Source organism: Betaproteobacteria bacterium, from assembly GCA_016720065.1.
In the GTDB taxonomy this organism is placed as follows: Bacteria; Pseudomonadota; Gammaproteobacteria; order Burkholderiales; family Rhodocyclaceae; genus SSSZ01.
Map to the genome: position 1 here is coordinate 2,717,834 of JADJXY010000002.1, position 21,419 is coordinate 2,739,252.

At 67.1% G+C, this 21,419-nt stretch carries 19 protein-coding genes, 1 pseudogene and 1 riboswitch; of the genes and pseudogenes, 12 read left to right on the top strand and 8 right to left on the bottom strand.

Translation table 11 applies throughout. The features are described from left to right. Nucleotides 1-5: 5 nt before the first annotated feature. The 6 genes and pseudogenes from metF to IPM73_15990 all read right to left on the bottom strand — a co-directional run bounded on the left by metF (nucleotide 6) and on the right by IPM73_15990 (nucleotide 6,268). Entirely contained in the window at nucleotides 6-827 is an 822-nt protein-coding gene (gene metF / locus IPM73_15965; protein ID MBK8919491.1) for a methylenetetrahydrofolate reductase [NAD(P)H], read from the bottom strand. A gap of 38 nt (nucleotides 828-865) precedes the next feature. Further along, entirely contained in the window at nucleotides 866-1,630 is a 765-nt protein-coding gene (locus IPM73_15970; protein MBK8919492.1) for a TlyA family RNA methyltransferase, read from the bottom strand. 2 nt (nucleotides 1,631-1,632) lie between these two features. Beyond that, the gene (locus IPM73_15975; protein ID MBK8919493.1) at nucleotides 1,633-1,986 is read right to left on the bottom strand and encodes a phage holin family protein; all 354 of its coding nucleotides are present in this window, start codon (nucleotides 1,984-1,986) and stop codon (nucleotides 1,633-1,635) included. 52 nt (nucleotides 1,987-2,038) lie between these two features. Then, nucleotides 2,039-3,448: an adenosylhomocysteinase gene (locus tag IPM73_15980; GenBank protein ID MBK8919494.1), complete on the bottom strand. Its 1,410-nt coding sequence runs from the start codon at nucleotides 3,446-3,448 to the stop codon at nucleotides 2,039-2,041. Nucleotides 3,449-3,548: 100 nt separating this feature from the next. After that, a riboswitch (S-adenosyl-L-homocysteine riboswitch) is annotated at nucleotides 3,549-3,612 on the bottom strand. A gap of 57 nt (nucleotides 3,613-3,669) precedes the next feature. Then, nucleotides 3,670-4,864, bottom strand: a pseudogene (locus tag IPM73_15985) (HD-GYP domain-containing protein). 240 nt (nucleotides 4,865-5,104) lie between these two features. Further along, nucleotides 5,105-6,268, bottom strand: coding sequence for a methionine adenosyltransferase (locus IPM73_15990; GenBank protein ID MBK8919495.1), 1,164 nt, complete (start codon nucleotides 6,266-6,268; stop codon nucleotides 5,105-5,107). Nucleotides 6,269-6,425: 157 nt separating this feature from the next. Here IPM73_15990 and IPM73_15995 point away from each other — a divergent pair, with 157 nt between their 5' ends. From IPM73_15995 to IPM73_16025, 7 genes are all read left to right on the top strand, one after another. Continuing rightward, nucleotides 6,426-7,280: a lysophospholipid acyltransferase family protein gene (locus IPM73_15995; protein ID MBK8919496.1), complete on the top strand. Its 855-nt coding sequence runs from the start codon at nucleotides 6,426-6,428 to the stop codon at nucleotides 7,278-7,280. 177 nt (nucleotides 7,281-7,457) lie between these two features. Continuing rightward, nucleotides 7,458-7,961 (top strand): GNAT family N-acetyltransferase, encoded by a 504-nt coding sequence (locus IPM73_16000; GenBank protein ID MBK8919497.1) that lies wholly within the window; start codon nucleotides 7,458-7,460, stop codon nucleotides 7,959-7,961. A gap of 114 nt (nucleotides 7,962-8,075) precedes the next feature. Continuing rightward, nucleotides 8,076-8,906: a diaminopimelate epimerase gene (dapF, locus tag IPM73_16005; protein ID MBK8919498.1), complete on the top strand. Its 831-nt coding sequence runs from the start codon at nucleotides 8,076-8,078 to the stop codon at nucleotides 8,904-8,906. Beyond that, nucleotides 8,903-9,592 carry a DUF484 family protein gene (locus IPM73_16010; GenBank protein ID MBK8919499.1) on the top strand — a complete coding sequence of 230 codons (690 nt, stop codon included), beginning with the start codon at nucleotides 8,903-8,905 and terminating at the stop codon, nucleotides 9,590-9,592. Before dapF ends, IPM73_16010 begins: the two co-directional genes overlap by 4 nt. After that, nucleotides 9,589-10,494 (top strand): tyrosine recombinase XerC, encoded by a 906-nt coding sequence (gene xerC, locus IPM73_16015; GenBank protein MBK8919500.1) that lies wholly within the window; start codon nucleotides 9,589-9,591, stop codon nucleotides 10,492-10,494. Before IPM73_16010 ends, xerC begins: the two co-directional genes overlap by 4 nt. Before the next feature lie 161 nt (nucleotides 10,495-10,655). Continuing rightward, complete coding sequence (locus tag IPM73_16020) at nucleotides 10,656-11,219, top strand: hypothetical protein (protein MBK8919501.1); 564 nt, start codon at nucleotides 10,656-10,658, stop codon at nucleotides 11,217-11,219. A 213-nt stretch (nucleotides 11,220-11,432) separates the two neighbouring features. Beyond that, a complete protein-coding gene (locus IPM73_16025) occupies nucleotides 11,433-12,053 on the top strand; it encodes an ABC transporter substrate-binding protein (protein MBK8919502.1) in 621 nt (206 codons plus the stop codon). 157 nt (nucleotides 12,054-12,210) lie between these two features. Here the strand turns inward: IPM73_16025 and IPM73_16030 are convergent, their stop codons facing one another. Then, nucleotides 12,211-14,148, bottom strand: coding sequence for an acetoacetate--CoA ligase (locus IPM73_16030; protein MBK8919503.1), 1,938 nt, complete (start codon nucleotides 14,146-14,148; stop codon nucleotides 12,211-12,213). 405 nt (nucleotides 14,149-14,553) lie between these two features. Next, nucleotides 14,554-15,681 carry a patatin-like phospholipase family protein gene (locus IPM73_16035; protein ID MBK8919504.1) on the bottom strand — a complete coding sequence of 376 codons (1,128 nt, stop codon included), beginning with the start codon at nucleotides 15,679-15,681 and terminating at the stop codon, nucleotides 14,554-14,556. A gap of 193 nt (nucleotides 15,682-15,874) precedes the next feature. Between IPM73_16035 and IPM73_16040 the strand changes: the two genes are divergently transcribed. The 5 genes from IPM73_16040 (at nucleotide 15,875) to rocD (ending at nucleotide 21,386) form a co-directional block, all read left to right on the top strand. After that, nucleotides 15,875-16,240 carry a hypothetical protein gene (locus tag IPM73_16040; GenBank protein MBK8919505.1) on the top strand — a complete coding sequence of 122 codons (366 nt, stop codon included), beginning with the start codon at nucleotides 15,875-15,877 and terminating at the stop codon, nucleotides 16,238-16,240. A gap of 12 nt (nucleotides 16,241-16,252) precedes the next feature. After that, nucleotides 16,253-16,747, top strand: coding sequence for an RNA polymerase sigma factor (locus IPM73_16045; GenBank protein MBK8919506.1), 495 nt, complete (start codon nucleotides 16,253-16,255; stop codon nucleotides 16,745-16,747). Continuing rightward, a complete protein-coding gene (locus tag IPM73_16050) occupies nucleotides 16,744-17,511 on the top strand; it encodes an anti-sigma factor (GenBank protein MBK8919507.1) in 768 nt (255 codons plus the stop codon). Before IPM73_16045 ends, IPM73_16050 begins: the two co-directional genes overlap by 4 nt. Nucleotides 17,512-17,604: 93 nt before the next feature. Next, a complete protein-coding gene (locus IPM73_16055) occupies nucleotides 17,605-19,116 on the top strand; it encodes a sodium:solute symporter family protein (protein MBK8919508.1) in 1,512 nt (503 codons plus the stop codon). Between the two features lie 188 nt (nucleotides 19,117-19,304). Continuing rightward, complete coding sequence (gene rocD / locus IPM73_16060; GenBank protein MBK8919509.1) at nucleotides 19,305-21,386, top strand: ornithine--oxo-acid transaminase; 2,082 nt, start codon at nucleotides 19,305-19,307, stop codon at nucleotides 21,384-21,386. Nucleotides 21,387-21,419: the final 33 nt, after the last annotated feature.

Sequence of the window (21,419 nt, forward strand, 5' to 3'; positions counted from 1 at the left end):
CTATTCTATGCCAGTCGGCGGCAGATTTCCCTAGTCAATTCGGACTGGTTCATACAGTAGAAATGCAGGCCGGGTGCGCCGCCTGTGAGCAAGCGCTCACATAGCTCGCTGACCAAGTCCAGACCGAAGGCGCGGATGGAGTCGGCGTCGTCGCCAAAGCTTTCGAACTTGCGGCGCATCCAGCGGGGGATCTCGGCGCCGCAGGCATCCGAGAAACGGGCCAGCTTGGAGAAGCTGCCGATGGGCATGATGCCTGGCACGATGGGGAGATCGACCCCTGCCGCCCGGACCTCGTCCACAAAATGGAAGTAGGCGTCGGCATTGTAGAAATATTGGGTGATGGCCGAGTTGGCGCCCGCTTTGACCTTGCGCACGAAATTGTGCAGGTCTTCCCGGGGCGTGCGGGCCTGGGGGTGCCATTCCGGGTAGGCGGCCACCTCCAGACTGAAATGGTCGCCGGTTTCGGCACGGATGAATTCCACCAGTTCGTTGGCGTAGCGGAATTCACCGGCCTCGGCCATCCCTGAAGGGAGGTCGCCGCGCAGGGCGACGATGCGGCGGATACCGGCAGCCTTGTACTCGGCCAGGATTTCCCGGACGTTCTCCCGGGTGGAGCCGATGCAGGAAAGGTGCGGCGCCGCGTCGAAGCCCTCGGCGGCGATTTCCTTGACCACGGCGAAGGTACGCTCCCGGGTCGAGCCGCGGGCGCCGAAGGTGACGGAAAAGAAGGCCGGCTTCAGCTCGGCGAGCCTGGCGCGGACGACGCGCAGTTTGTCGACACCCTCTGGGGTTCCGGGTGGGAAGAATTCGATGGAGAGTTTGGGCATCTTGGGAAGGGAGAGGAAAGAAGGGGGAAGGAGGTCGGTCAGGGGAGACGGGTTCCCCGCGATTCACTGTGCACGGCATGAATGAAAAATTCGCGATTGCCGTCGCCGCCCAGGATGGCACTGTCGAGCCAGGCGCGGACGGTGAGGCCCAGCGCGGCGGCAGCGCGGCGCAGCTTGGACTCGACTTCGGCGTAGCGCGCCGGGTCGCGCACGATGCCCCCCTTGCCGAGGCCATCGGGACCGACCTCGAACTGGGGTTTGACCAGGAGCAGCAGGTCGCCGCCGGTGGCAAGAAGGGGCGGCAGTTGGGGCAGCACCAGGGTCAGGGAAATGAAGGAAAGGTCGCCGACGATGAGATGGAAGCCGGGCGGCGGCAGGGCATCGCCCAGGTCGGCGGCGGCCAGGGCGCGGCAGTTGATGCCTTCGAAGGCGGTGACGCGAGGGTCGCCCGCCAAGCCGGGGTGCAGTTGTCCGTGGCCCACATCCACGCCCACGACGCGGGTGGCGCCGGCCTGGAGCAGGCAGTCGGTGAAGCCGCCGGTGGATTGGCCGACATCGAGACAGGTCTTGCCGGCCGCGGCGAGCCCGGTTGCGGCCAGGGCGCCGGCCAGCTTGAGGCCGCCCCGGGAGACGTAGCTGTCGGCGGGGTCGGCGATGACCTCCAGATGGTCGTCGCAGGGCAGCTCCTGGGCCGGCTTGACGGCCTGACCGTCCCAGCGCACGCGGCCGGCGGCGATGAGCCGCTGGGCCGCGGTGCGGGAGGCGGCCAGGCCGCTGGCCACGAGGAGCTGATCGGCGCGCATCCTCAGTCGTCCTTGCGGGAGAGGAGCAGGGTGGAAAGTATCCAGGAAATCAGGCTATAGACGATGGAGCCGAAGAAGGCCGACCAAAAGCCGCCGACGTGGAAGCCCTCCATCAGATGCCCCACCAACTGGAAGAGCAGGGCGTTGATGACGAAGATGAAGAGCCCGAGGGTGAGCAGCGTCACCGGCAGGGTGAGGAGAATGAGCAGCGGCCGCAGCAGGGTGTTGATGAGCCCCAGCACCAGGGCCACCCAGAGGGCGGTGCCGAAGCTTGCCACCGAGATGGAGGGCACCACGTAGGGCAGGGCGATCAGCGCCAGGGCGTTGATGCCCCAGACAGCAAGCAGCTTGAACATGCGGGCCTCCTCTCGAAAGCTGGGCCGGCCCCGGGCGGGGCCGGCGGGTGCATCAGTAGCGGTAGTGGTCGGTCTTGTAGGGACCGTTCAGCGGCACGCCGATGTACTTGGCCTGGGCGTCGGTCAGCGTCGTCAGTTGGGCGTTCAGGGTCTTGAGCTGCAGGCGGGCGACCTTTTCGTCGAGGTGCTTGGGCAGCGTGTAGACCCCCACCGGATAGTCGGCGGTCTTGGTGAACAGCTCGATCTGGGCGATGGTCTGGTTGGCGAAGGACGAGCTCATCACGTAGGACGGGTGGCCGGTGCCGCAACCGAGGTTCACCAGGCGGCCCTTGGCCAGCAGGATGATGCGGTTGCCGGAGGGCAGGGTGATGTGGTCCACCTGGGGCTTGATCTCTTCCCAGGGGTAGCCTTCGATGGAGGCGACGTTGATTTCGGAATCGAAGTGGCCGATGTTGCAGACGATGGCGTTGTGCTTCATCTTCACTAGGTGGTGGCGGTCGATGACGTGGAAGTTGCCGGTGGCGGTGACGAAGATGTCGGCCTTGTCGGCGGCGTAGTCCATGGTCACCACGCGGTAGCCTTCCATGGCGGCCTGCAGGGCGCAGATGGGGTCGATTTCGGTGATCCACACCTGGGCCGAAAGGGCGCGCAGGGCCTGGGCGGAACCCTTGCCCACGTCGCCGTAGCCGCAGACGACGGCGATCTTGCCGGCGACCATGACGTCGGTGGCGCGCTTGATGCCGTCCACCAGGGATTCGCGGCAGCCGTAGAGGTTGTCGAACTTGGACTTGGTCACCGAGTCGTTCACGTTGATGGCCGGGAACTTGAGTTCGCCGCGTTCGTGCATCTGGTACAGGCGATGGACGCCGGTGGTGGTTTCCTCGGTGACGCCCTTGATCTGGGCGAGGCGGGTCGAGTACCAGGTGGGGTCGGTCTTCAGCTTGGCCTTGATGCTGGCGAAGAGGACGGTGGCTTCTTCGCTGTCCGGGTTGTCGAGGACCGACAGATCCTTCTCGGCGCGGGCGCCCAGGTGCAGCAGCAGGGTGGCGTCGCCGCCGTCGTCGAGGATCATGTTGGAGAAGCCGCCGTCGGCCCACTCGAAGATGCGGTGGGTGTAGTCCCAGTAATCGGGCAGGGATTCGCCCTTGACGGCGAAGACCGGGATGCCGGCAGCTGCTATGGCGGCGGCGGCATGGTCCTGGGTCGAGAAGATGTTGCACGAGGCCCAGCGCACTTCGGCGCCGAGGGCGGTCAGGGTCTCGATCAGCACGGCGGTCTGGATGGTCATGTGCAGGGAGCCGGTGATGCGGGCGCCCTTCAAGGGCCGGGTCTTGGCGAATTCTTCGCGGATGGCCATCAGGCCCGGCATTTCGGTTTCCGCGATCTTGATCTCCTTGCGGCCCCAATCGGCAAGGGAAAGATCGGCGATGACATAGTCGTTGAACTCAGCCACGGTGTTCATGGGAACTCCTCAAACGGGTGGCCGGGGGGAAAGGGGGAGCGGGGGCAGGTGCGTCGAGGGCCTGCCAAGCTCATCCACCTTCCCGTGCCGGCACGGGTTGGTCGAATGAGCGCCGTTTAAAACCGAGCCTGAGGGCAATCGCCCTTGCAGCGCTCCTCGGTAGGAGATTGATTATAAGGACTTCGAGGGGCGATGGACAGCCCGCAGTCGGCCCGGGGGGACTATCCCACCCAGTACTGGTCGATATCCTTGAGGCCCCAGCGGGCTGGCGTTCTCGCGGCCGACGATCTTGTCGAGGGCGCCGGGACGAGAGAGGTCGAGGAGTTCGGGCTTGATGTAGGCGCGGGATTTGGTGGAGTAAAAGACCTTGACCTTGGGGACCAGAAGCGACTTTTCGCTCTGTTCGACGACAACGCCCAGCCGGCCCGAATGCAGCCGCACCAGGGAACCGATGGGGTAGATGCCCAGGCTCTTCACGAAGGCCTGGAACACCGCCGGGTCGAAATGCCCCTGCCACTCGGCCATGCGCTTGATCGACTCGGCCGGATCCCAGCCTGCCTTGTAGGGGCGGTTCGAGGTCACCGCGTCGTACACGTCGCACACGGCGCCCATTTTGGCGAAGAGGCTCATGGTTTCGCCATTGAGGCGCTCGGGGTAACCGCTGCCGTCCACTTTCTCGTGGTGGTGCAGGCAGACGTCCTTCATGATTTCGCTCACCCCTTCGCCCTCCAGCAGCAGCTTGTGGCCTTCCGCCGGGTGGGTCTTGATGATGGCGAATTCCTCGTCGGTCAGCTTGCCCGGCTTGTTGAGGATTTCGGGCGGCATGAGGGCTTTGCCCAGATCGTGGAGCAGACCTGCCATGCCCGCCTGGCGGGTGTCGTGGTCGTCCAGGCCCAATTGGCGGGCCAGGGCGATCATCAGGGCGCACACCGCCACGGAATGCATGTAGGTGTAGTCGTCGGCAGTCTTGAGACGAGCCAGGCTGATGAGGGCACCGGGGTTGCGCATGACGGAATTGGAGATTTCCTCCACCAGTCCCTGGGCCTGATCCGCATCGATGGCCTTGCCCATGCGCACTTCCTGAAACATGGACACCACGGCTTCCTTGGATTTGGCGCAAATCTTGGCGGCCCGCTTCACTTCGTCCTGAAAGCTGGCCTTCGCGGGCAGGACTTCGGGTTCCGGCTGCGGCGGCGCTTCCACGCTGGTCTCGACCGTCTTGGCCGGCTCCACGTCCAGGCCTTTGGACGAATCGATCCAGAGTTCCTGGATGGTGCTCTCGCGGATCAGCGCGAGGTCGCGGGGATCCTTGAGAACGAACTTGGTGCGCCAGAAAGGATGTTCAAGCCAGGCCCCGCAGAAGGCATGCAGGTGCATGCCTAGCTTGAGGTCGGCGACACGGATTTTTTTGAGCATGGGGCGGGATTTTAGCGAAAAGGGGAGCCGGCTGGCTCCCCATTGGATTCGGCGCGAGTTGGGGCCCTGCGCCGACGGCTGCGCACGCTTGCCTACCGCCCGGCGTCGTTGCGCAGCAACGCCGCGCGATCCGTGCTTTGGCTCCGGCCGGTGCTGCGCACCTTAACCGGCCCGCGCTGCGGACCGGTTAGCCTTCACCCAGCGAAGGGTCGCCGCGTGCGGGCGGGCTGTACGCTTTGCTTACAGCCCGGCGTCGTTGCGTAGCAACGCCGCGCGATCCGTCGCTTCCCAACTGAACTCCGGTTCGTCGCGGCCGAAGTGGCCGTAGGCGGCGGTTTTTTGGTAGATGGGGCGGAGCAGGTCCAGCATGTTGACGATGCCCTTGGGGCGCAGGTCGAAGTGCTTGCGGATCAGCGCGGTGAGGGTTTCGTTGCTGACCTTGCCGGTGCCAAAGGTTTCCACCATGACCGAGGTCGGCTCGGCGACGCCGATGGCGTAGGAGACCTGCACCAGGCAGCGGGAGGCGAGGCCGGCGGCGACGACGTTCTTGGCCACGTAGCGGCCGGCGTAGGCGGCGGAACGGTCCACCTTGGAGGGATCCTTGCCGGAGAAGGCGCCGCCGCCGTGGGGGGCGGCCCCGCCGTAGGTGTCGACGATGATCTTGCGCCCGGTGAGGCCGCAGTCGCCCTGGGGGCCGCCGACGACGAAGCGGCCGGTGGGGTTGACCAAATATTTGATGTCGCCCTTGATCAGTTCCTTGGGCAGCACCGGCTTGATGATTTCCTCGATGGTGGCTTCGCGCAGGTCTTCCAGGCTGATGTCCGGGGAATGCTGGGTGGAGAGGACGACGGTATCGATGCTGTGGGGCTTGCCGTCGACGTACTTGATGGTGACCTGGGACTTGGCGTCGGGACGTGCCCAGGGCAGGCGGCCGTCCTTGCGCAGCATGGCCTGGCGCTCAACCAGGCGGTGCGAGAGGTGGATGGGCAGGGGCATCAGCACCGGGGTTTCGTCGCAGGCGTAGCCGAACATGAGGCCCTGGTCGCCGGCGCCCTGGCCGAGGTTGTCGTCGTAGGCCTTGTTCACGCCCTGGGCGATGTCCGGGCTCTGCTTGTCGTAGGCCACCAGGACGGCGCAGCCCTTGTAGTCGATGCCGTACTCGGTATTGTCGTAGCCGATGCGCTTGATGGTGTCGCGGGCCACCTGGATGTAATCCACATTGGCCGCCGTGGTGATTTCGCCGGCCAGAACCACCAGGCCGGTGTTGCACAGGGTTTCGGCGGCGACGCGGGAATGCTTGTCCTGGGCCAGGATGGCGTCCAGGATGGCGTCGGAAATCTGGTCGGCGACCTTGTCGGGATGCCCTTCGCCAACGGATTCGGAAGTGAAGAAGTATTCGCTCACTTGAAGCTCCAGCGGTCCTGTTATCCGGCGTTACCGGCTTCGGACCACGAGCTGGCGACGCTTTAGCAGAATTTCTGAATCGCCCCGCAAGTTGTCTGTTTAACTCGGCGATCCGATAATGCTAGCCTTTTCCCCGCCCGTTGCAAACCCCGGTTCCATGATCTTCCTGTTTCGCCTCCTGAGCCGGCTGCCCCTCGGGTGGGTCCATGCCCTCGGGGGCGTGCTCGGGCGCCTGACCTACTGGCTTTCCCCCACTTACCGGCGCCATCTCAAGGCCAATCTCGCCCAGGCCGGGCTGGGCGGCGACCTCGCGCTGCCGGTGGCGGCGGAGGCAGGCAAGCAGGCCCTGGAGCTTTCCCGCATCTGGTTGCGCACCCTGGAGGAAGCCAACGCCCAGGTGACCGAGGTCGTGGGCCTGACCCTGGTCCAGGAGGCCATGGCCGCCGGCAAGGGCGTGCTCTACCTTACCCCCCACCTGGGTTGCTTCGAGATCACCGCCCAATACCTTTCGTCTCTGGGCGACATCACCGTGCTCTATCGCCCGCCGCGTCAGGCCGCCTTGCAAGAGCTCATCGAGACCGGCCGGCGGCGCAGCAATCTGCACCTCGCGCCCGCCGACCTTTCCGGCGTGCGGGCGCTCATCAAGGCCCTGCGCAAGGGGCAGTCGGTCGGCATCCTGCCCGATCAGGCCCCCAAGACCGGCGAGGGCGTCTGGCTCGATTTCTTCGGTCGTCCGGCCTACACCATGACGCTGGCGGCGCGCCTTTCCGAAACGGGGGCCACGGTGTTGATGACCTGGGGCGAGCGCCTGCCCGGTGGGCAGGGCTACCGTATCCACTTCAGCGCCCCGCAACGGGTCCTGGCGGGCGATACCGTGGCGCGGGCTGCGGCCATCAACCACGAAATCGAGCACCTCATTCGGCAGTGCCCGGCGCAGTACCTGTGGGGCTACAACCGCTACAAGCGGCCCTCGGGGGCCGAAGCGCCCCCAACGCCGCAAGCCGGGGAATAAGCCGCCCCGCTCCCGGAGGCTCGAAGGACTGCGGCCAGCATGGGACAATGCGCGGGTTTTGCGGCGCGCGGCGACGGTTTGCAGCGCCGAGGAAACGTCAGGAAGCGGGAAAGCCGGGCCGCTTCCGGGGCGGTAGCGCACGCCACCACAAGACCGGCAGGAGAACAGAGGACCATCATGAGTGCCCTTAGCGTAGACATCCGGCCGGTAACCTATCCCGACGTGCCGGCCATCGCCGCCCTGGCCCGGGAAATCTGGCAGGCAAGCTATCCCGGAATCATCACCCAGGAGCAGATCGACTTCATGCTGGAGCAGCGTTACGGCCACGAGCGCCTTTACGACGATCTGGAAGACGCCCACAAGTGGCTCGACCAGGCCTTCCACGCCGGCCGCCGGGTCGGCTTCGCCTTCAGCGAGCTGTTCAATGGCGAATTCAAGCTGGACAAGCTCTACATCCATCCCGATGCCCAGCGCCAAGGCGTGGGCGGGCAGCTCATCACCCACGTCGCCGCCCGGGCCCGCAATCAGGGCTACCCCTGCCTCATCCTGCAGGTGAATAAGCGCAACGCCCGGGCCATCGCCTCCTACCGCAAGTACGGCTTCGAGGTGCGCACCAGCACGGTGGACGACATCGGCGGCGGTTACGTCATGGACGACTACGTGATGGAAAAACGTCTTTGAGGTGAAGGACAGATGCTGGCCCGGGCCCTGTTTCAAAATTTCATCCAATTTCTCCGAAATTTGAGATAACACCATGTCTCTGTTATCATTTTTGCAATCGTTAGTGGGGTTGCAGTGAAGCTGAAATTCACCAAGATGCACGGGCTGGGCAATGACTTTGTCGTTCTGGACGGCGTCCGCCAGCGCATCGACCTGACGCCCGAGCAATTGCGCTTCCTGGCCGACCGCCATTTCGGCGTGGGCTGCGACCAGATTCTGTTGGTGGAAGCCCCCAGCGCTCCCGGGATCGATTTCCGCTACCGCATCTTCAACGCCGACGGCGGCGAAGTCGAGCAGTGTGGCAACGGCGCCCGTTGCTTCGTGCGCTTCGTCCACGACGCAGGCCTGACCGGCAAGCGGGAAATCCGGGTGGAGACCAGGAACGGCGTCATCGGGCCACGCCTGGAGGACAACGGCGAGGTCACCGTCGATATGGGCATCCCCCGTTTCGCCCCCGCCGACATCCCCTTCGTGAGCGATTCCGACGCCGTCGTCCAGCCCCTGGACGTGGCCGGCCGCAGGGTGGACATCAGTGTCGTCTCCATGGGCAATCCCCATGCCGTACAGGTGGTGGCGGATGTGGATACCGCCCCCGTGGGCGCGGAGGGGCCGCTCATCGAGCGCCACCCGCGCTTTCCCCAAAGGGTCAATGCCGGCTTCCTGCAAGTGCTCGACCGCAACAGCGCCCGGTTGCGCGTCTTCGAGCGCGGCTCGGGAGAAACACTGGCCTGCGGCACGGGCGCCTGTGCCGCCGCCGTGGCCGGCATCCGCCGCGGCTTACTGGACTCCCCTGTGCGCATCACCACGCGGGGTGGCGACCTCTGCATCGCCTGGGGCGGCCCCGGCCAGCCGGTGCTGATGACCGGCCCCGCGACCCCCGTCTTTACCGGAGAAATCGATCTATGAATTCCCTGCTTTCCGCCGACGAGGTGGTGCGCTTCCTCCAGGCCAACCCGGCCTTCTTCGACCAGAACGCCCAGTTGCTCGCCCAGCTTTACGTTCCTCATCCCCACGGGGGCCGGGCCATTTCGCTCAACGAGCGGCAGATGCTGGTGATGCGCGAGACCAACCGTCAGGTGGAGAACAAGCTGGCCGAGCTGATCGCCTTCGGCGAAGAAAACGACGCCATCAGCGAAAAGGTGCATCGCCTGGCCGTCGCCCTCATCGCTGCCGAGACCTTCCAGGCGGTCATCCACCTGCTCAACTTCCATCTGCGCGACGACTTCTCCATTCCCCATGTGGCCCTGCGCCTCTGGGACAAGCCGGAAGGCATCGACGACCTGCCGGAGTTCGCCGCCGTGGGGGAGGAACTCCAGGCCTTCGCCGAGGGGCTGGCCCGGCCCTACTGCGGGGGTACTGCCGGCTTCGGCACCGCGGCGTGGTTCGGCGACCACGCCGGCCACATCCGCTCCCAGGCCCTCGTCGCGCTGCGCAACGGCGGCGGCACCATCGGCCTTATCGCCCTGGGCAGCGAAGACCCCCAGCGCTTCTTCGCCGACATGGGCACCCTCTACCTGGAACGCCTGGGCGAGCTGGTTTCCGCCGCCCTGGCCCGGGTTGCCGCTCCCCAGGAAGCCGCTCCCCTGCCGTGACCGTCACGGCCGCCGTCGCCGCCTACCTGGCCGAACTGGCCGAGCAACGGCGGCAGTCGCCCCACACCGTCGCCGCCTACCGCCGCGACCTGGAAAAACTGCTGAACCTGGCGGGAGAGACTCCGCTGCAACGCCTGGGCGGCCATCAGGTGCGGCAGTTCCTGGCCCAATTGCACGGCGCCGGTCTGGCCGGGCGTTCCCTTGCCCGCCATCTCTCCGCCTGGCGCGGCTTCTTCGCCTGGCTTGGCCGGCGGGGGGAGGTCGTGGGCAACCCCTGCGATGGCGTCAAGCCGCCGCGCTCGCCCAAGCGGCTGCCCAAGGCGCTTTCGGCCGACGAAGCTGCCCGGCTCCTCGAAGAACCGGGGCAGGACGACGACCCGGCCATCCAGGCGCGGGACCGTGCCATGTTCGAACTCTTCTACTCCTCCGGCCTGCGCCTGGCGGAACTGGTCGGGCTGCAATGGCGCGACCTGGAGCTCATGCTGGCCGAAGATGAAGTCCGCGTCACCGGCAAGCGGGGCAAGACCCGCATCGTCCCGGTCGGCCGCCAGGCCCGGGAGGCGCTGCTGGCCTGGCGCATGCTGCGCGACACCGTGGCGGGCGCGGACGAGGCCGCCCTGTTCGTGGGCCGGCGCGGCCGCCGCATCCATCCCCGGGTGGTCGAGGAACGTCTGGAACACCACGCCCGGCAGGCAGGCCTGCCACGCCACGTCCATCCCCACATGCTGCGCCACTCCTTCGCCTCCCACGTTCTGCAATCGTCGGGCGATCTGCGGGCGGTGCAGGAAATGCTGGGCCACGCCAGCATCGCCTCGACCCAGGTCTATACCCACCTCGACTTCCAGCACCTGGCCAAGGTCTACGACGCCGCCCACCCCCGGGCCCGACGCAAGGGCGGCTGACGCGCAGCCGCCCGCGCTGCGAACGCCCGGCGCTATCGCCGGTCTACCGGGTTCCCGCCGTGCAGGAAGCACCGGCCCCCCCTTGCCACGCACTGGGGTCAGGGCAGGCTCCGGGCGGGCCGAAAGCATCTCTCGGGAATTCTTCTGCGCCAGGAGTCCCCATGCACAAGCTCCTCGACCGACTGCCGCTCAATACCGATGTGGAGGCGGAATTCCACTACTGGACGGGCCAACTGCGCGGGGCAGTCGTCACGGCCCTCGTCGTGGCGGTGGCCTGTGGCGCAGCCATCACGCTGCTCCCCGGGCGGGCCGAAGACCCTGACGGCTACGGCTTCATGAAGGCCCATTGGCCCCATCTGCTCGAAGTCGCCTTCTGGTTCGGGCTTCTCGTCGGTCTGGTGTGGTCGGCGGCCAAGCGCCTGGGCGGCGCCCTGGCGGGAAGCCTGCCCTGGAAGCCGGAAGCCGACTGCTGCGAGCAGGAGTCCTCGGCCCGGCTCTTCGGCGGCTGGGGCATGTTCCTCGCCCTTGCAGGTTCCCTGTTCTGGCTCGCCCATCAGATTGCCTTGGTCGCCGGTGGGCCTGCCGATGGGCTCCAAGCCACCCTGGCGCCCCTGTGGATGGCCAGTCTGGCGACAGCCCCCGTTCTCCTGGCGGCGGCCTGGTATCACCGTCCGAGGCCGGCTCGCCCCCCGCGCCCCTTCGGCGCGCAAAAGCGACCTCACTGAGCCGGCCTCCCACCAGATTCAACCTTGATTCCTCGGCGGGAAGCTGCGACACACCCGTCGTCCGCAGCACCGACGGTTCCGGAAGATTGCCCTGGAACCCGCTCCTGGCGTGGCTTACTTGCTGTTACGGTTCATTACCCGGCCCCCCTCCGCTCGGGACTAAAGTGAGCCTTCGGCCAGGCCCTCTGCCCGGCCTTGCATGGAGGATTCATCATGACCGAGAAGCGACATCTGCGATTCAATCGAAACATCCGCAAGTTCCTCGTGGTGAGTGCGCTCGCCATCGCCGGCGCCGCGGGAGCTGCAGACGTGACGCCCGATGCGGTCGTCCGGGAGACGACTCAGGATGTGCTGGCCGCGATTGCCAGCAATCCGGAGCCTGCCGCCCTGCGCCAGATCGCCCAATCAAAGGTCGTTCCGCACTTCGACTTCCGCCGCATGACCCAACTGGCCGCCGGCCGCATCTGGACCCAGGCAACGCCGGAACAGCAGGAGCAACTGGTCGTCGAATTCCAGCGCCTGCTGGTCCGCAGTTATACCCAATCCCTGGGTGCCGCCAATCACGGTGCCGCCAAGGTGGCGGTCCAGGCTTCGCCCCCTGCGAGCAGTGACGAAACCACCGTGAGGACGACCGTCACCGAACCGGGCCGCCGCCCGCTGGCCGTCGACTACCGCATGGCCAGAAACGAAAGCGGCTGGAAGGTCGTGGACGTGATGGTGGAAAACATCAGTCTGGTCACCAACTATCGAGACTGGTTTTCGTCCCGGGCCAAGGATGGGGGCGTCGAGGGCGTGATCCGCGCCTTGAGTGAGAAAAACCGCCACAGCGCCTGATCCACCACAGGCCAAGGAGAAACACTGGCAAGGAATCCGCCACATGGATTCCCGCCTTCGCGGCTGCCCCCTGCGCGGCCACTCTCAGATCGCGAACGTCATGGTGAAGATACCGACCACCCTTGCCCCGACGAGCGGGGCGAGGGTGGTGGCCGGCTCAGGATGCCAGTTCAGGCCTTTCGCGAAAGAAGTCGAGGGCCTCCGGATTGGCCAGGGCTTCCACGTTCTTCACCGGCCGCCCATGGACGACGTTGCGCACGGCCAACTCGACGATCTTTCCCGATTTGGTGCGCGGGATGTCCTCAACCTGGGCGATTTTCGCCGGCACATGACGCGGCGTGGTGTTGCTGCGGATCTGTGACTTGATACGGTCCCGCAGGGCATCGTCAAGGGTCGTCCCCGCCGCGAGTTTGACGAACAGGACCACCCGCACGTCCCCTTCCCAGTCCTGCCCGATCACCAGGGATTCGAGAATTTCCGGAAGCTGCTCGACCTGACGGTAGATTTCCGCCGTACCGATGCGCACGCCGCCAGGATTGAGGGTGGCGTCGGAACGGCCATGAATGACGATGCCGCCGCGGGCCGTGATTTCCGAATAGTCGCCATGGCACCAGACGCCGGGAAAGCGCTCGAAGTAGGCGGCGCGATACTTGCTGCCGTCCGGATCGTTCCAGAAGCCGACCGGCATGGACGGGAAGGGGCGCGTGCACACCAGTTCGCCCTTCTGTTCGCGCACCGGGCGGCCGTCCTCGTCAAAGACCTCCACCGCCATGCCCAGGCCGCGGCACTGGATCTCGCCCCGGTGAACCGGCAGGGCCGGGTTCCCCAGGACGAAGCAGGAGATGATGTCCGTCCCTCCGGAAATGGACGCCAGCAGCATGTCCTCCTTCACTTCCCGATAGACCCAGTCGAAGCCTTCCGGCGACAGGGGGCTGCCGGTGGAGAACACCGCCCGCAGGGCATCCAGGCGGTGGGTCCGGGCCGGGTGGAGGTCCATCTTGGCGGCGGCGTCGACGAATTTGGCCGAGGTGCCGAAGTGGGTCATGCCCTCGGCCTGGGCGTAATCGAAAAGGACCGTGCCGCCCCCGGCAAACGGGCTGCCGTCGTAAAGCAGCAGGGTGGCGCCGGAGGCGAGGCCGCTCGTCAGCCAGTTCCACATCATCCAGCCGCAGGTGGTGTAGTAGAAGAGGCGGTCGCCGGGGCGCAGGTCACCGTGCAGGCGGTGCTCCTTCAAGTGTTGCAGCAGGGTGCCCCCATGGCCGTGGACGATGCACTTGGGCACCCCGGTGGTACCGCTGGAATAGAGGATGAAGAGCGGGTGGTCAAAGGACACCCGCAGGAATTCCGGCGGGCCTTCGTCCTCGGATGCCAGCGCGGCGGTCCAGGACTGCGCACCGGGCAGCGCGCCCAGATCGGGGCTCTCTGCCAGGTAGGGCACGACCAGGACGAGACTCAGACCCTTGAGCCGCGCGGCGACTTCGGCGTTCTTGCCCCGGCAATCCACCGCCTTGCCGTTGTACCAATAGCCGTCGACGCAGAGCAGCACCTTGGGCTCGATCTGGCCGAAGCGGTCGAGCACGCCCTGGACGCCGAAATCCGGCGAGGCCGACGACCAGATGGCGCCCAGGGACGCCGTGGCCAGCATGGCCACCAGCGCTTCCGGTAGATTGGGCAAATAGGCCGCCACCCGATCCCCGACCCCGACCCCGGCCCGACGCAGAACCCGCGCGCAACGCCCCACGGCATCCCGCAGGCGGGCATGGTCCCAGCGCTGCCGCAGCTTGTCCTCGCCCCAGAAGACCAGGGCGTCCCCGTTCCCCGGCGCCGCGAGGAGGTTCTCCGCGAAATTGATCCTCGCGTCGGGAAACCAGCGGGCGCCCGGCATGAGCGCACCGTCTAGCAGCACCGTCCCGCCTTTGTCGCCCACCACGCCGAATTCGTCCCACACGCGGTTCCAGAAGTCCGCGGGCTTTTCGACCGACCAGCGCCACAGGGACTCGTAATCCGCCAACCCCAGGGCCGTCATCCAGGCGGCGAGCATCGTCCGTTCCGGGTTGCGGGGCGTCCACAGGGGCAGGGGGGCGGAAGAGGTCATGGCGTCTCCGGGGGCAATGCGGCTATTCCGGCGAGTCCTCGCGAAGACCGACCGGCAGCGGCAAACGATACGCCCCCAGGGCATCCCCCTGTCAAGGGCGACGCCCCCCACACAGCGCTACACACTGTTGCAAACCGTTACTTGAGCCGGGGCAGGCCGACCGGTATCTTGCACCCATGCGCTGACCTCCGGGTTGGCCTAGGCGGCCCTCCCCCTCCCACCTCCTGACGGGTCGCCTTGAAAGCCCCTTGCCCCCCCCGACAAGGGGCTTTCGCCTTTTCATACCCTGCCGCATTCAAGCCGATACTTTGTCGACTTCGCCTTGCCGTGCGGGAGCACTGTCTTCGGCTTGTCTTCGCGTCTCGGCTTGAATGCGGCAGGGTATCGGCAGTGCGGGCAGGGGGCTCAGAGGTTCAGGGCGCCTCGGTGTTCGGTGCAAAAACGCTGGCCGGCGCGGTAGCCGATGGCGTAGAGGCGTTCCAGATTGGACGCCGACCAGTCGAGGACATCCGGCCAGTCGCCCTCCGCAATGCCCTCCAGCAGCCTGACCTTGAGCACCCGACGCTTGGGGCGATGGGTCTGGGGATCGATGTTGTGGACGCGCTCGAAGAGTTTCACGTCGTCCCGGGCGATGGCAACCAGGGGGGTGATGATGGAACGCACCCAGGCGTCGTAGAGATTCTCGGGCCGCCGGATCAGCTTCTCGCTGCCCAGGATGTCGAAGACCACCAGGGTGTCGAGATCCTCGTGCAGACCCGTGGTGCGTTCCTCGCCCCGGTAGAGGAAAGTGTCGGGCGGGGCGGCGTCGGGGTCGGGGTCCGGTTTCTCGGCGACCAGGGCACGGAAGTTGATGGTGTCGATGGCCGCGCCTTCGATGTAGTCTTCGCCCCCGAGGCGATAGGGCGGGTAAAGGAAGGGAAACGCTAGGGCGGCGCGAAAGTGGTCCGGGGTGATCTCGTCCTTGCCCCAGATGCTCATCTTCCCCCGGCTGACGTTGAAGGCGTTGATGTAGAACGCCCCCGGCGCCCCCGGGAGGGCAGCGAAATCGATGACCTCTTCGGCAAAGGGCACGTGGGCGCAGAGCCCCTGGCTGAGCGGACCGGTGTCGCCGGGAGTGAGGGAAGCCCAGACGAGCTGCATCCAGTCCCCCAGGATCTTCTCGGCCCCCTGATGCCATCCCTGGGCAAGAATGTGCGCGGCGAAGGGATTGAGCGCCAGGAACTCCCGGAACACGTCCGCCGTCGGCCCGCCCTTGAGAAATACCTTGTAATTGACCGGCAACCAGTCGTAGATGGCGTCGGCGATTCCCAGACGGGTGGTGTGTTGCAGGGATTGCAGGGCGTCGCCGCCGATGGGGGCACGATAGAGAAGCCCCAGGAGGGCTCCGGCACCGGCGGTGGAGACCACGTCGAATTCCACCTCGTTTTCGATGAAGGCGACCAGTGCTCCGGCCATCAGCGTGGCGTTGGGCGCGCCGCCTCCTATGAGCAGCGCCTTTTTCCTGGACGGGCGATCCCCGCACAGTGCTTTCATGTTTTCCCCCGTTTCCCCCCGGGCCGGCCGATCCGGAGTTGCGTCACCGGCTGCCGGGCACGATAGCAAGGGCTCGACCAGGGCGCAACGGTCCCCCTCCAGGGCCTGGCGTGGAAAATTGTGCGCGGAATGGAATATGCCACCCTCCCCGGTGTTCACCCTCCTGCCCCCTCAACCTCGACAGGAGACTTCCATGCAACGCCTTGTTCCCCTCGCCCTCACCCTCGCTTTCACCGCTTGCGCAACCCTGGCCAACCCTCCCGCCAAAATGCAGGGCAGCGCTCTGGTGGGCCCCAACGGCATGACCCTCTACGTCTTCGACAAGGACGAGGCCGGCAACGGCAAGAGCGTGTGCAACGGCAAGTGCGCCGAGAACTGGCCCCCCCTGGCCGCCGCCGACGGCGACAAGGGCAGCGGCGACTTTTCCGTCATCGCCCGGGACGACGGCAAGAAGCAGTGGGCCTACAAGGGCAAGCCGCTCTATTTCTGGATCAAGGACCAGAAACCCGGCGATGCCACCGGAGAAGGTTTCAACAACGTCTGGCACGTGGCAAAGTAGCGCCCGATCCCCATGACAAGCTTCGCCGACCACCTGCCCCGCCTGCGGCGCTACGCCCGGGCCCTGACCGGAGACCGCCACGCGGCCGACGATCTGGTCCAGGACACCCTGGAGCGGGGCTGGGCGAAGTTTGCCCTGTGGCGCCCCGGAAGCCGGCTCGACGCCTGGTTGCTGACCATCATGCACAACGTCTTTGTCAATCAGTACCGCAGCCGACCGCCCCCGACCGAAGCCCTCGAAGACCTCTACGTCGAACCGGCGGCCCGCGCTTCCCAGACCGACCGCCTGGAGGTGCGCGACATTGACGCAGCCCTCGCCCAGTTGCCCCCCGAGCAGCGCGAAGTGCTGCTCCTCGTCACCCTCGAAGAGTATTCCTATGCCGAGGCGGCGCACCTTCTGGGCGTGCCCATCGGCACCGTCATGTCCCGGCTGGCCCGCGGCCGGGACAAGCTGCGCGCCCTGCTGGAAGAAGGGACCGGTCCGGCGCGCCTGAGGATCGTCAAATGAACACTCCGCTTTCCCCTGGCGAAGAGGATCTGCACGCCTACGTGGATGGACAGCTCGACCCCGTTCGGCGCGAGGCCGTCGCCGCCTGGCTGGCCGCCCATCCCGCCGAGGCCGCGCGCGTCGCTGCCTGGGAAGAACAGAAGCACCTGTTGCGCGCGGCCTACGAGCCTGTCCTCAGCGAACCCATTCCCGAATTCCTGCAAGCCGCCGCCCGCACACCGGCCCGTGCTCCCCGCCGGTATTTCGCCTACGCCGCCGCGGCCGGCTGGCTGGCCCTGGGCGCACTCATCGGCTACGGCTTCAAGGCCACCCAAACCCCCGGCGAGGCATCGCCACCACCCATCGCCCGCAGCGCCGCCCTGGCCCACGTGGTCTACACCCCGGAAGTGCGCCACCCGGTGGAAGTGGGCGCCGACCAGGAAGCCCACCTCGCCCAGTGGCTGTCCAAGCGCCTGGGCACCCCTCTCAAGGTGCCCCACCTGGGCGCCGAGGGCTACGCCCTGGTGGGGGGCCGCCTGCTGCCCGGAGACAGCGGGCCCGTAGCCCAGTTCATGTACGAGGACGCCGGCGGGCGGCGCCTCACCCTCTATATCCGCAGCGACGCCGCCGAAAACCGCGAGACCGCCTTCCGCTATGCCCTAGAGGGCAAGATCGGCGTGTTCTACTGGCTGGACGGCAGACTGGGCTACGCCCTCTCCGGCGAACTGCCCAGGGAGAAGCTTCTTGCCCTCGCCGAAACCACCTACAAGCAGTTGAATCCCTGAGGAATTTCCTGACCCCGGCACCCCTGGTGCGCCCCCCCTTGGTGCGCCGCAAAAACGTATAATCGCCGCCATCTTTTCCGGGGGTGGTGAATCATGCTGGTCTGGTTCGTGGCGCTTTACCTGTTGGTGTCCATCGGCATCGGCCTCTTCGCCGCCACCCGGGTGCACAACTCCAAGGATTTCGCCGTCGCCGGCCGCCATCTTCCGCTGCCGGTGGTCACCGCCACCGTCTTCGCCACCTGGTTCGGGGCCGAGGCCGTCTTCGGCGCCTCCTCGACCTTCGTACGCGAAGGCCTGGGGGGCGTGGTGGCCGATCCCTTCGGCTCCTCCATGTGCCTCATCATCGCGGGCATCTTCTTCTCCCGCTACCTGTACAAGCTCAACATCATCACCCTGGGCGACTTCTATCGCATGCGCTACAACCGCACGGTGGAAGTCATCACCACGCTCTGCATCGTCGCCTCCTACCTGGGCTGGGTGTCGGCCCAGATCAAGGCCCTGGGGCTCATCCTCAACGTGGTGACCAACGACGGCCTGAGCCAGACGGCGGGCATGATCCTGGGCGCCGCCATCGTGCTCACCTACACCACCTTCGGCGGCATGCTGTCGGTGGCGGTGCTCGACTTCGTGCAGATGGCGGTGAGCATGGGCGGCCTCTTCTTCATCGCCACGGTGATGGCCGACAAGACCGGCGGCGCCGGCATCGTCATCGACCACGCGGCGGCCGCCGGCAAGTTCGACTTCTTCCCCGAACCCGATCCCTGGCTGTGGATCACCTTCCTGGGGGCCTGGGTGACCATGATGCTGGGCTCTATCCCGCAACAGGACGTCTTCCAGCGCATCACTTCCGCCAAGAGCGCCAAGGTGGCCGTGTGGGGCTCCGTCCTGGGGGCGTCGATCTATTTCTGTTTCTGTTTCGTGCCCATGTTCATCGCCTATTCGGCGACGCTCATCGACCCCGCCCAGTACGGCGCCATGCTGGCCTCCGACGCCCCCGAAGATTTCCAGAAGGTCTTGCCGCTGCTGATCATCAACCACACCCCCCTCTTCGCCCAGGTGATCTTCTTCGGCGCCGTGCTCTCGGCCATCATGAGCTGCTCGTCCGCGACGCTGCTGGCGCCCTCCGTCACCTTCGCCGAAAACATCGTCCGCCCCATGGTCCCGGCCATGGGCGACCGGGCCTTCCTGCGGGTGATGCGGATTTCCATCGTCGGCTTCGCCTGCGTCGTGCTCGGCTTTGCCCTCTACTCCAACGCCTCCATCTTCAAGATGGTGGAAAACGCCTACAAGGTCACCCTGGCCGGCGCCTTCGTCCCCCTCTTCGCCGGGGCGCTGTGGAAGCGCGCCACTTCCCAGGGGGCGCTGGCGTCCATCGTCGGAGGACTCAGTTCCTGGTTGCTGGTCGAGTTCCTGATCGAGGAAAGTCCGGTACCGCCCCAACTCATCGGCCTGGCCGTGGGCTTCGTCGGCATGGTCCTCGGCTCCCTCCTGCCCCAGTGGATCGGGCGGCCGACGCACCAGGAAGACCTCCACGCCGCCCTGCATCACCGCGCGGCGGCAGAGACGCACCACGCCGAACCGCTGCACGAGCATCCCAAGCGCTGAGGGGGCAGATTCGCCCTTCGTGCCCCGCGTGATGAAACGGGGGCTGAGCCTCCCGAGGGCCGGTAACCCCCCGATCACCGCACGCCACCCGGTGGCGGATTTCGACCGTCCGGCAAAGCTGCCGAACCGCCCCGGGCGACCCTCGTCTAAGCTGGTAGAGACCCCCCGGCCTGGAGAGGAGGCGCCCCATGCGCAAACTGATCTCCCTGAACCCGACGGTGCAGTGCATCGCGGTCGGCAGTTTTCTCGGCGGTCCCCATCCCCATCTTGCCGATGCGGCCCCTCCGGGCCGGGCCGGTCTCGTCGCACGGCTGCGGGCCAACGGCCTGGGGGCCGAGTGGGAGGCCCTGGCACTGGCGGCGCAGGACGACCTGGCCGCCATTTTGGCGCGACTCGCCAGCCGGTGTGCCGAGGTCGTCTCCCGGGCCGACCGCCCTCTGGTGCTGGGGGGCGATCATTCCCTCGCCGCCGCCACCTGGAAGGGCATCGGCCGCGCCCTGGGCAGCGCCCCCGGCCTGATCTGGATCGACGCCCACCTGGACGCCCACACCCCCGCCAGCAGCCCCAGCGGCAACGCCCACGGCATGCCCCTCGCCGCCCTGTTGGGCGAAGGTGAGGCGCCCCTGACCGCCATTGCCGGTCCCCTCCTGGACCCGGCCCGCGTCGTGGTCATCGGCGCCCGCAGCTTCGAGCCGGCGGAAGCCGAGCGGCTCACGCGCCTGGGCGTGCGCGTCCACCCCATGGCCGAGGTCCGGGAGCAGGGTTTTGCCGCCGTCTTCGCGGCGGCGCGCCGCGAACTGGGACCCGGCCCCTGGGGCATCAGCCTGGACGTGGATGCCGTGGATCCCGGCGCCGCCCCCGGCGTCGCCACGCCCGTCCCCGACGGCATCCTGGCCGAGGAATTGCTGGTGGGACTGGCCGGCGTGCTGCGGGAGCGCAGTTGCGTCGGCCTGGAGATCGTCGAGTTCGACCCGGCCCTGGACCCCCGGGGCGCCACGGCCCGCTTCATCCTGGCCCTGGTCGACGCCGCATCCCGTCCCGACGCCGCCACACTGCGGCGCTGGGAGGAGGGCTTCGGCGCCCGCAACTACGCCCCCCTGCCGGTGGTCCTGACCCGGGGCCAGGGCGCCTGGCTGGAAGACGTGGAAGGGCGGCGCTACCTCGATTTCATGTCCGCCTATTCCGCCACCAGCTTCGGCCACGGCCACCCGCGCCTGCTGGCCGCCCTGACCGAGCAGGCGGGCCGACTGGCGGTCACCTCCCGGGCCTATTTCAACGACCGCCTGCCGCGCTTCCTGCGCCGTCTCACCCTGCTCACCGGCTACGACCGCGCCCTGCCCATGAACACCGGCGTCGAGGCGGTCGAAACCGCCCTCAAGGCTGCCCGCAAGTGGGCCTACGAAGTGAAGGGCGTCCCGCCGGACAAGGCCGAAATCATCGCCTGCGACGGCAATTTCCACGGCCGCACCCTGGCCGCCGTCGGCCTGTCTTCGGAACCCCAGTACCGCCGGGGCTTCGGTCCCTTCTCTCCCGGCCTGAAGCGCATCCCCTACGGCGACCCGGCGGCCCTGGCCGCCGCCATCACGCCCCATACGGCCGCCTTCCTGGTGGAGCCCATCCAGGGCGAGGGGGGCATCGTCGTTCCGCCCCCGGGCTATCTCGCCGCCTGCGCGGCGCTCTGCCGCCGCCACGAGGTGCTGCTCATCGCCGACGAAGTCCAGACCGGCCTGGGACGCACCGGCCGCCTGCTGGCCTGCCAGCACGAGAGCGTGCGGCCGGACGGCCTCATCCTGGGCAAGGCCCTGGGGGGCGGCCTGCTGCCGGTCTCCGCCTTCCTGGCCGACGAGGCGGTGATGGGCGTCTTCCGGCCTGGCGACCACGGCTCGACCTTCGGCGGCAACCCCCTGGCCGCCGCCGTGGCCCTGGCTGCACTGGACGTGCTGGAAGACGAGGATCTGGTCGCCCGTTCCGCCGCCCTGGGCGAAATTCTGCTGCAGCGCCTGCGCGCCCTGGCTGCCGGGTGTTCCGCCATCGTGGCGGTGCGGGGCCGGGGGCTGTTCGCCGGCATCGAGCTCGACCCCCGGCGGCTCGACGCCCGCCGTCTGGCCCTGGGCCTCCTGGAACACGGCGTCCTGAGCAAGGACACCCACGGCACGGTCCTGCGTCTGGCGCCACCGCTCACCCTCCAGCGCGGCGAACTGGATTGGGGACTTGACCGCCTGGCCGAGACCGTGAAGGATTTGGCCGGGAGGGAGCCGCGGGCGGCGTAAAGTGAAACCGCCCGCATCAACCGGGTTTCCGGT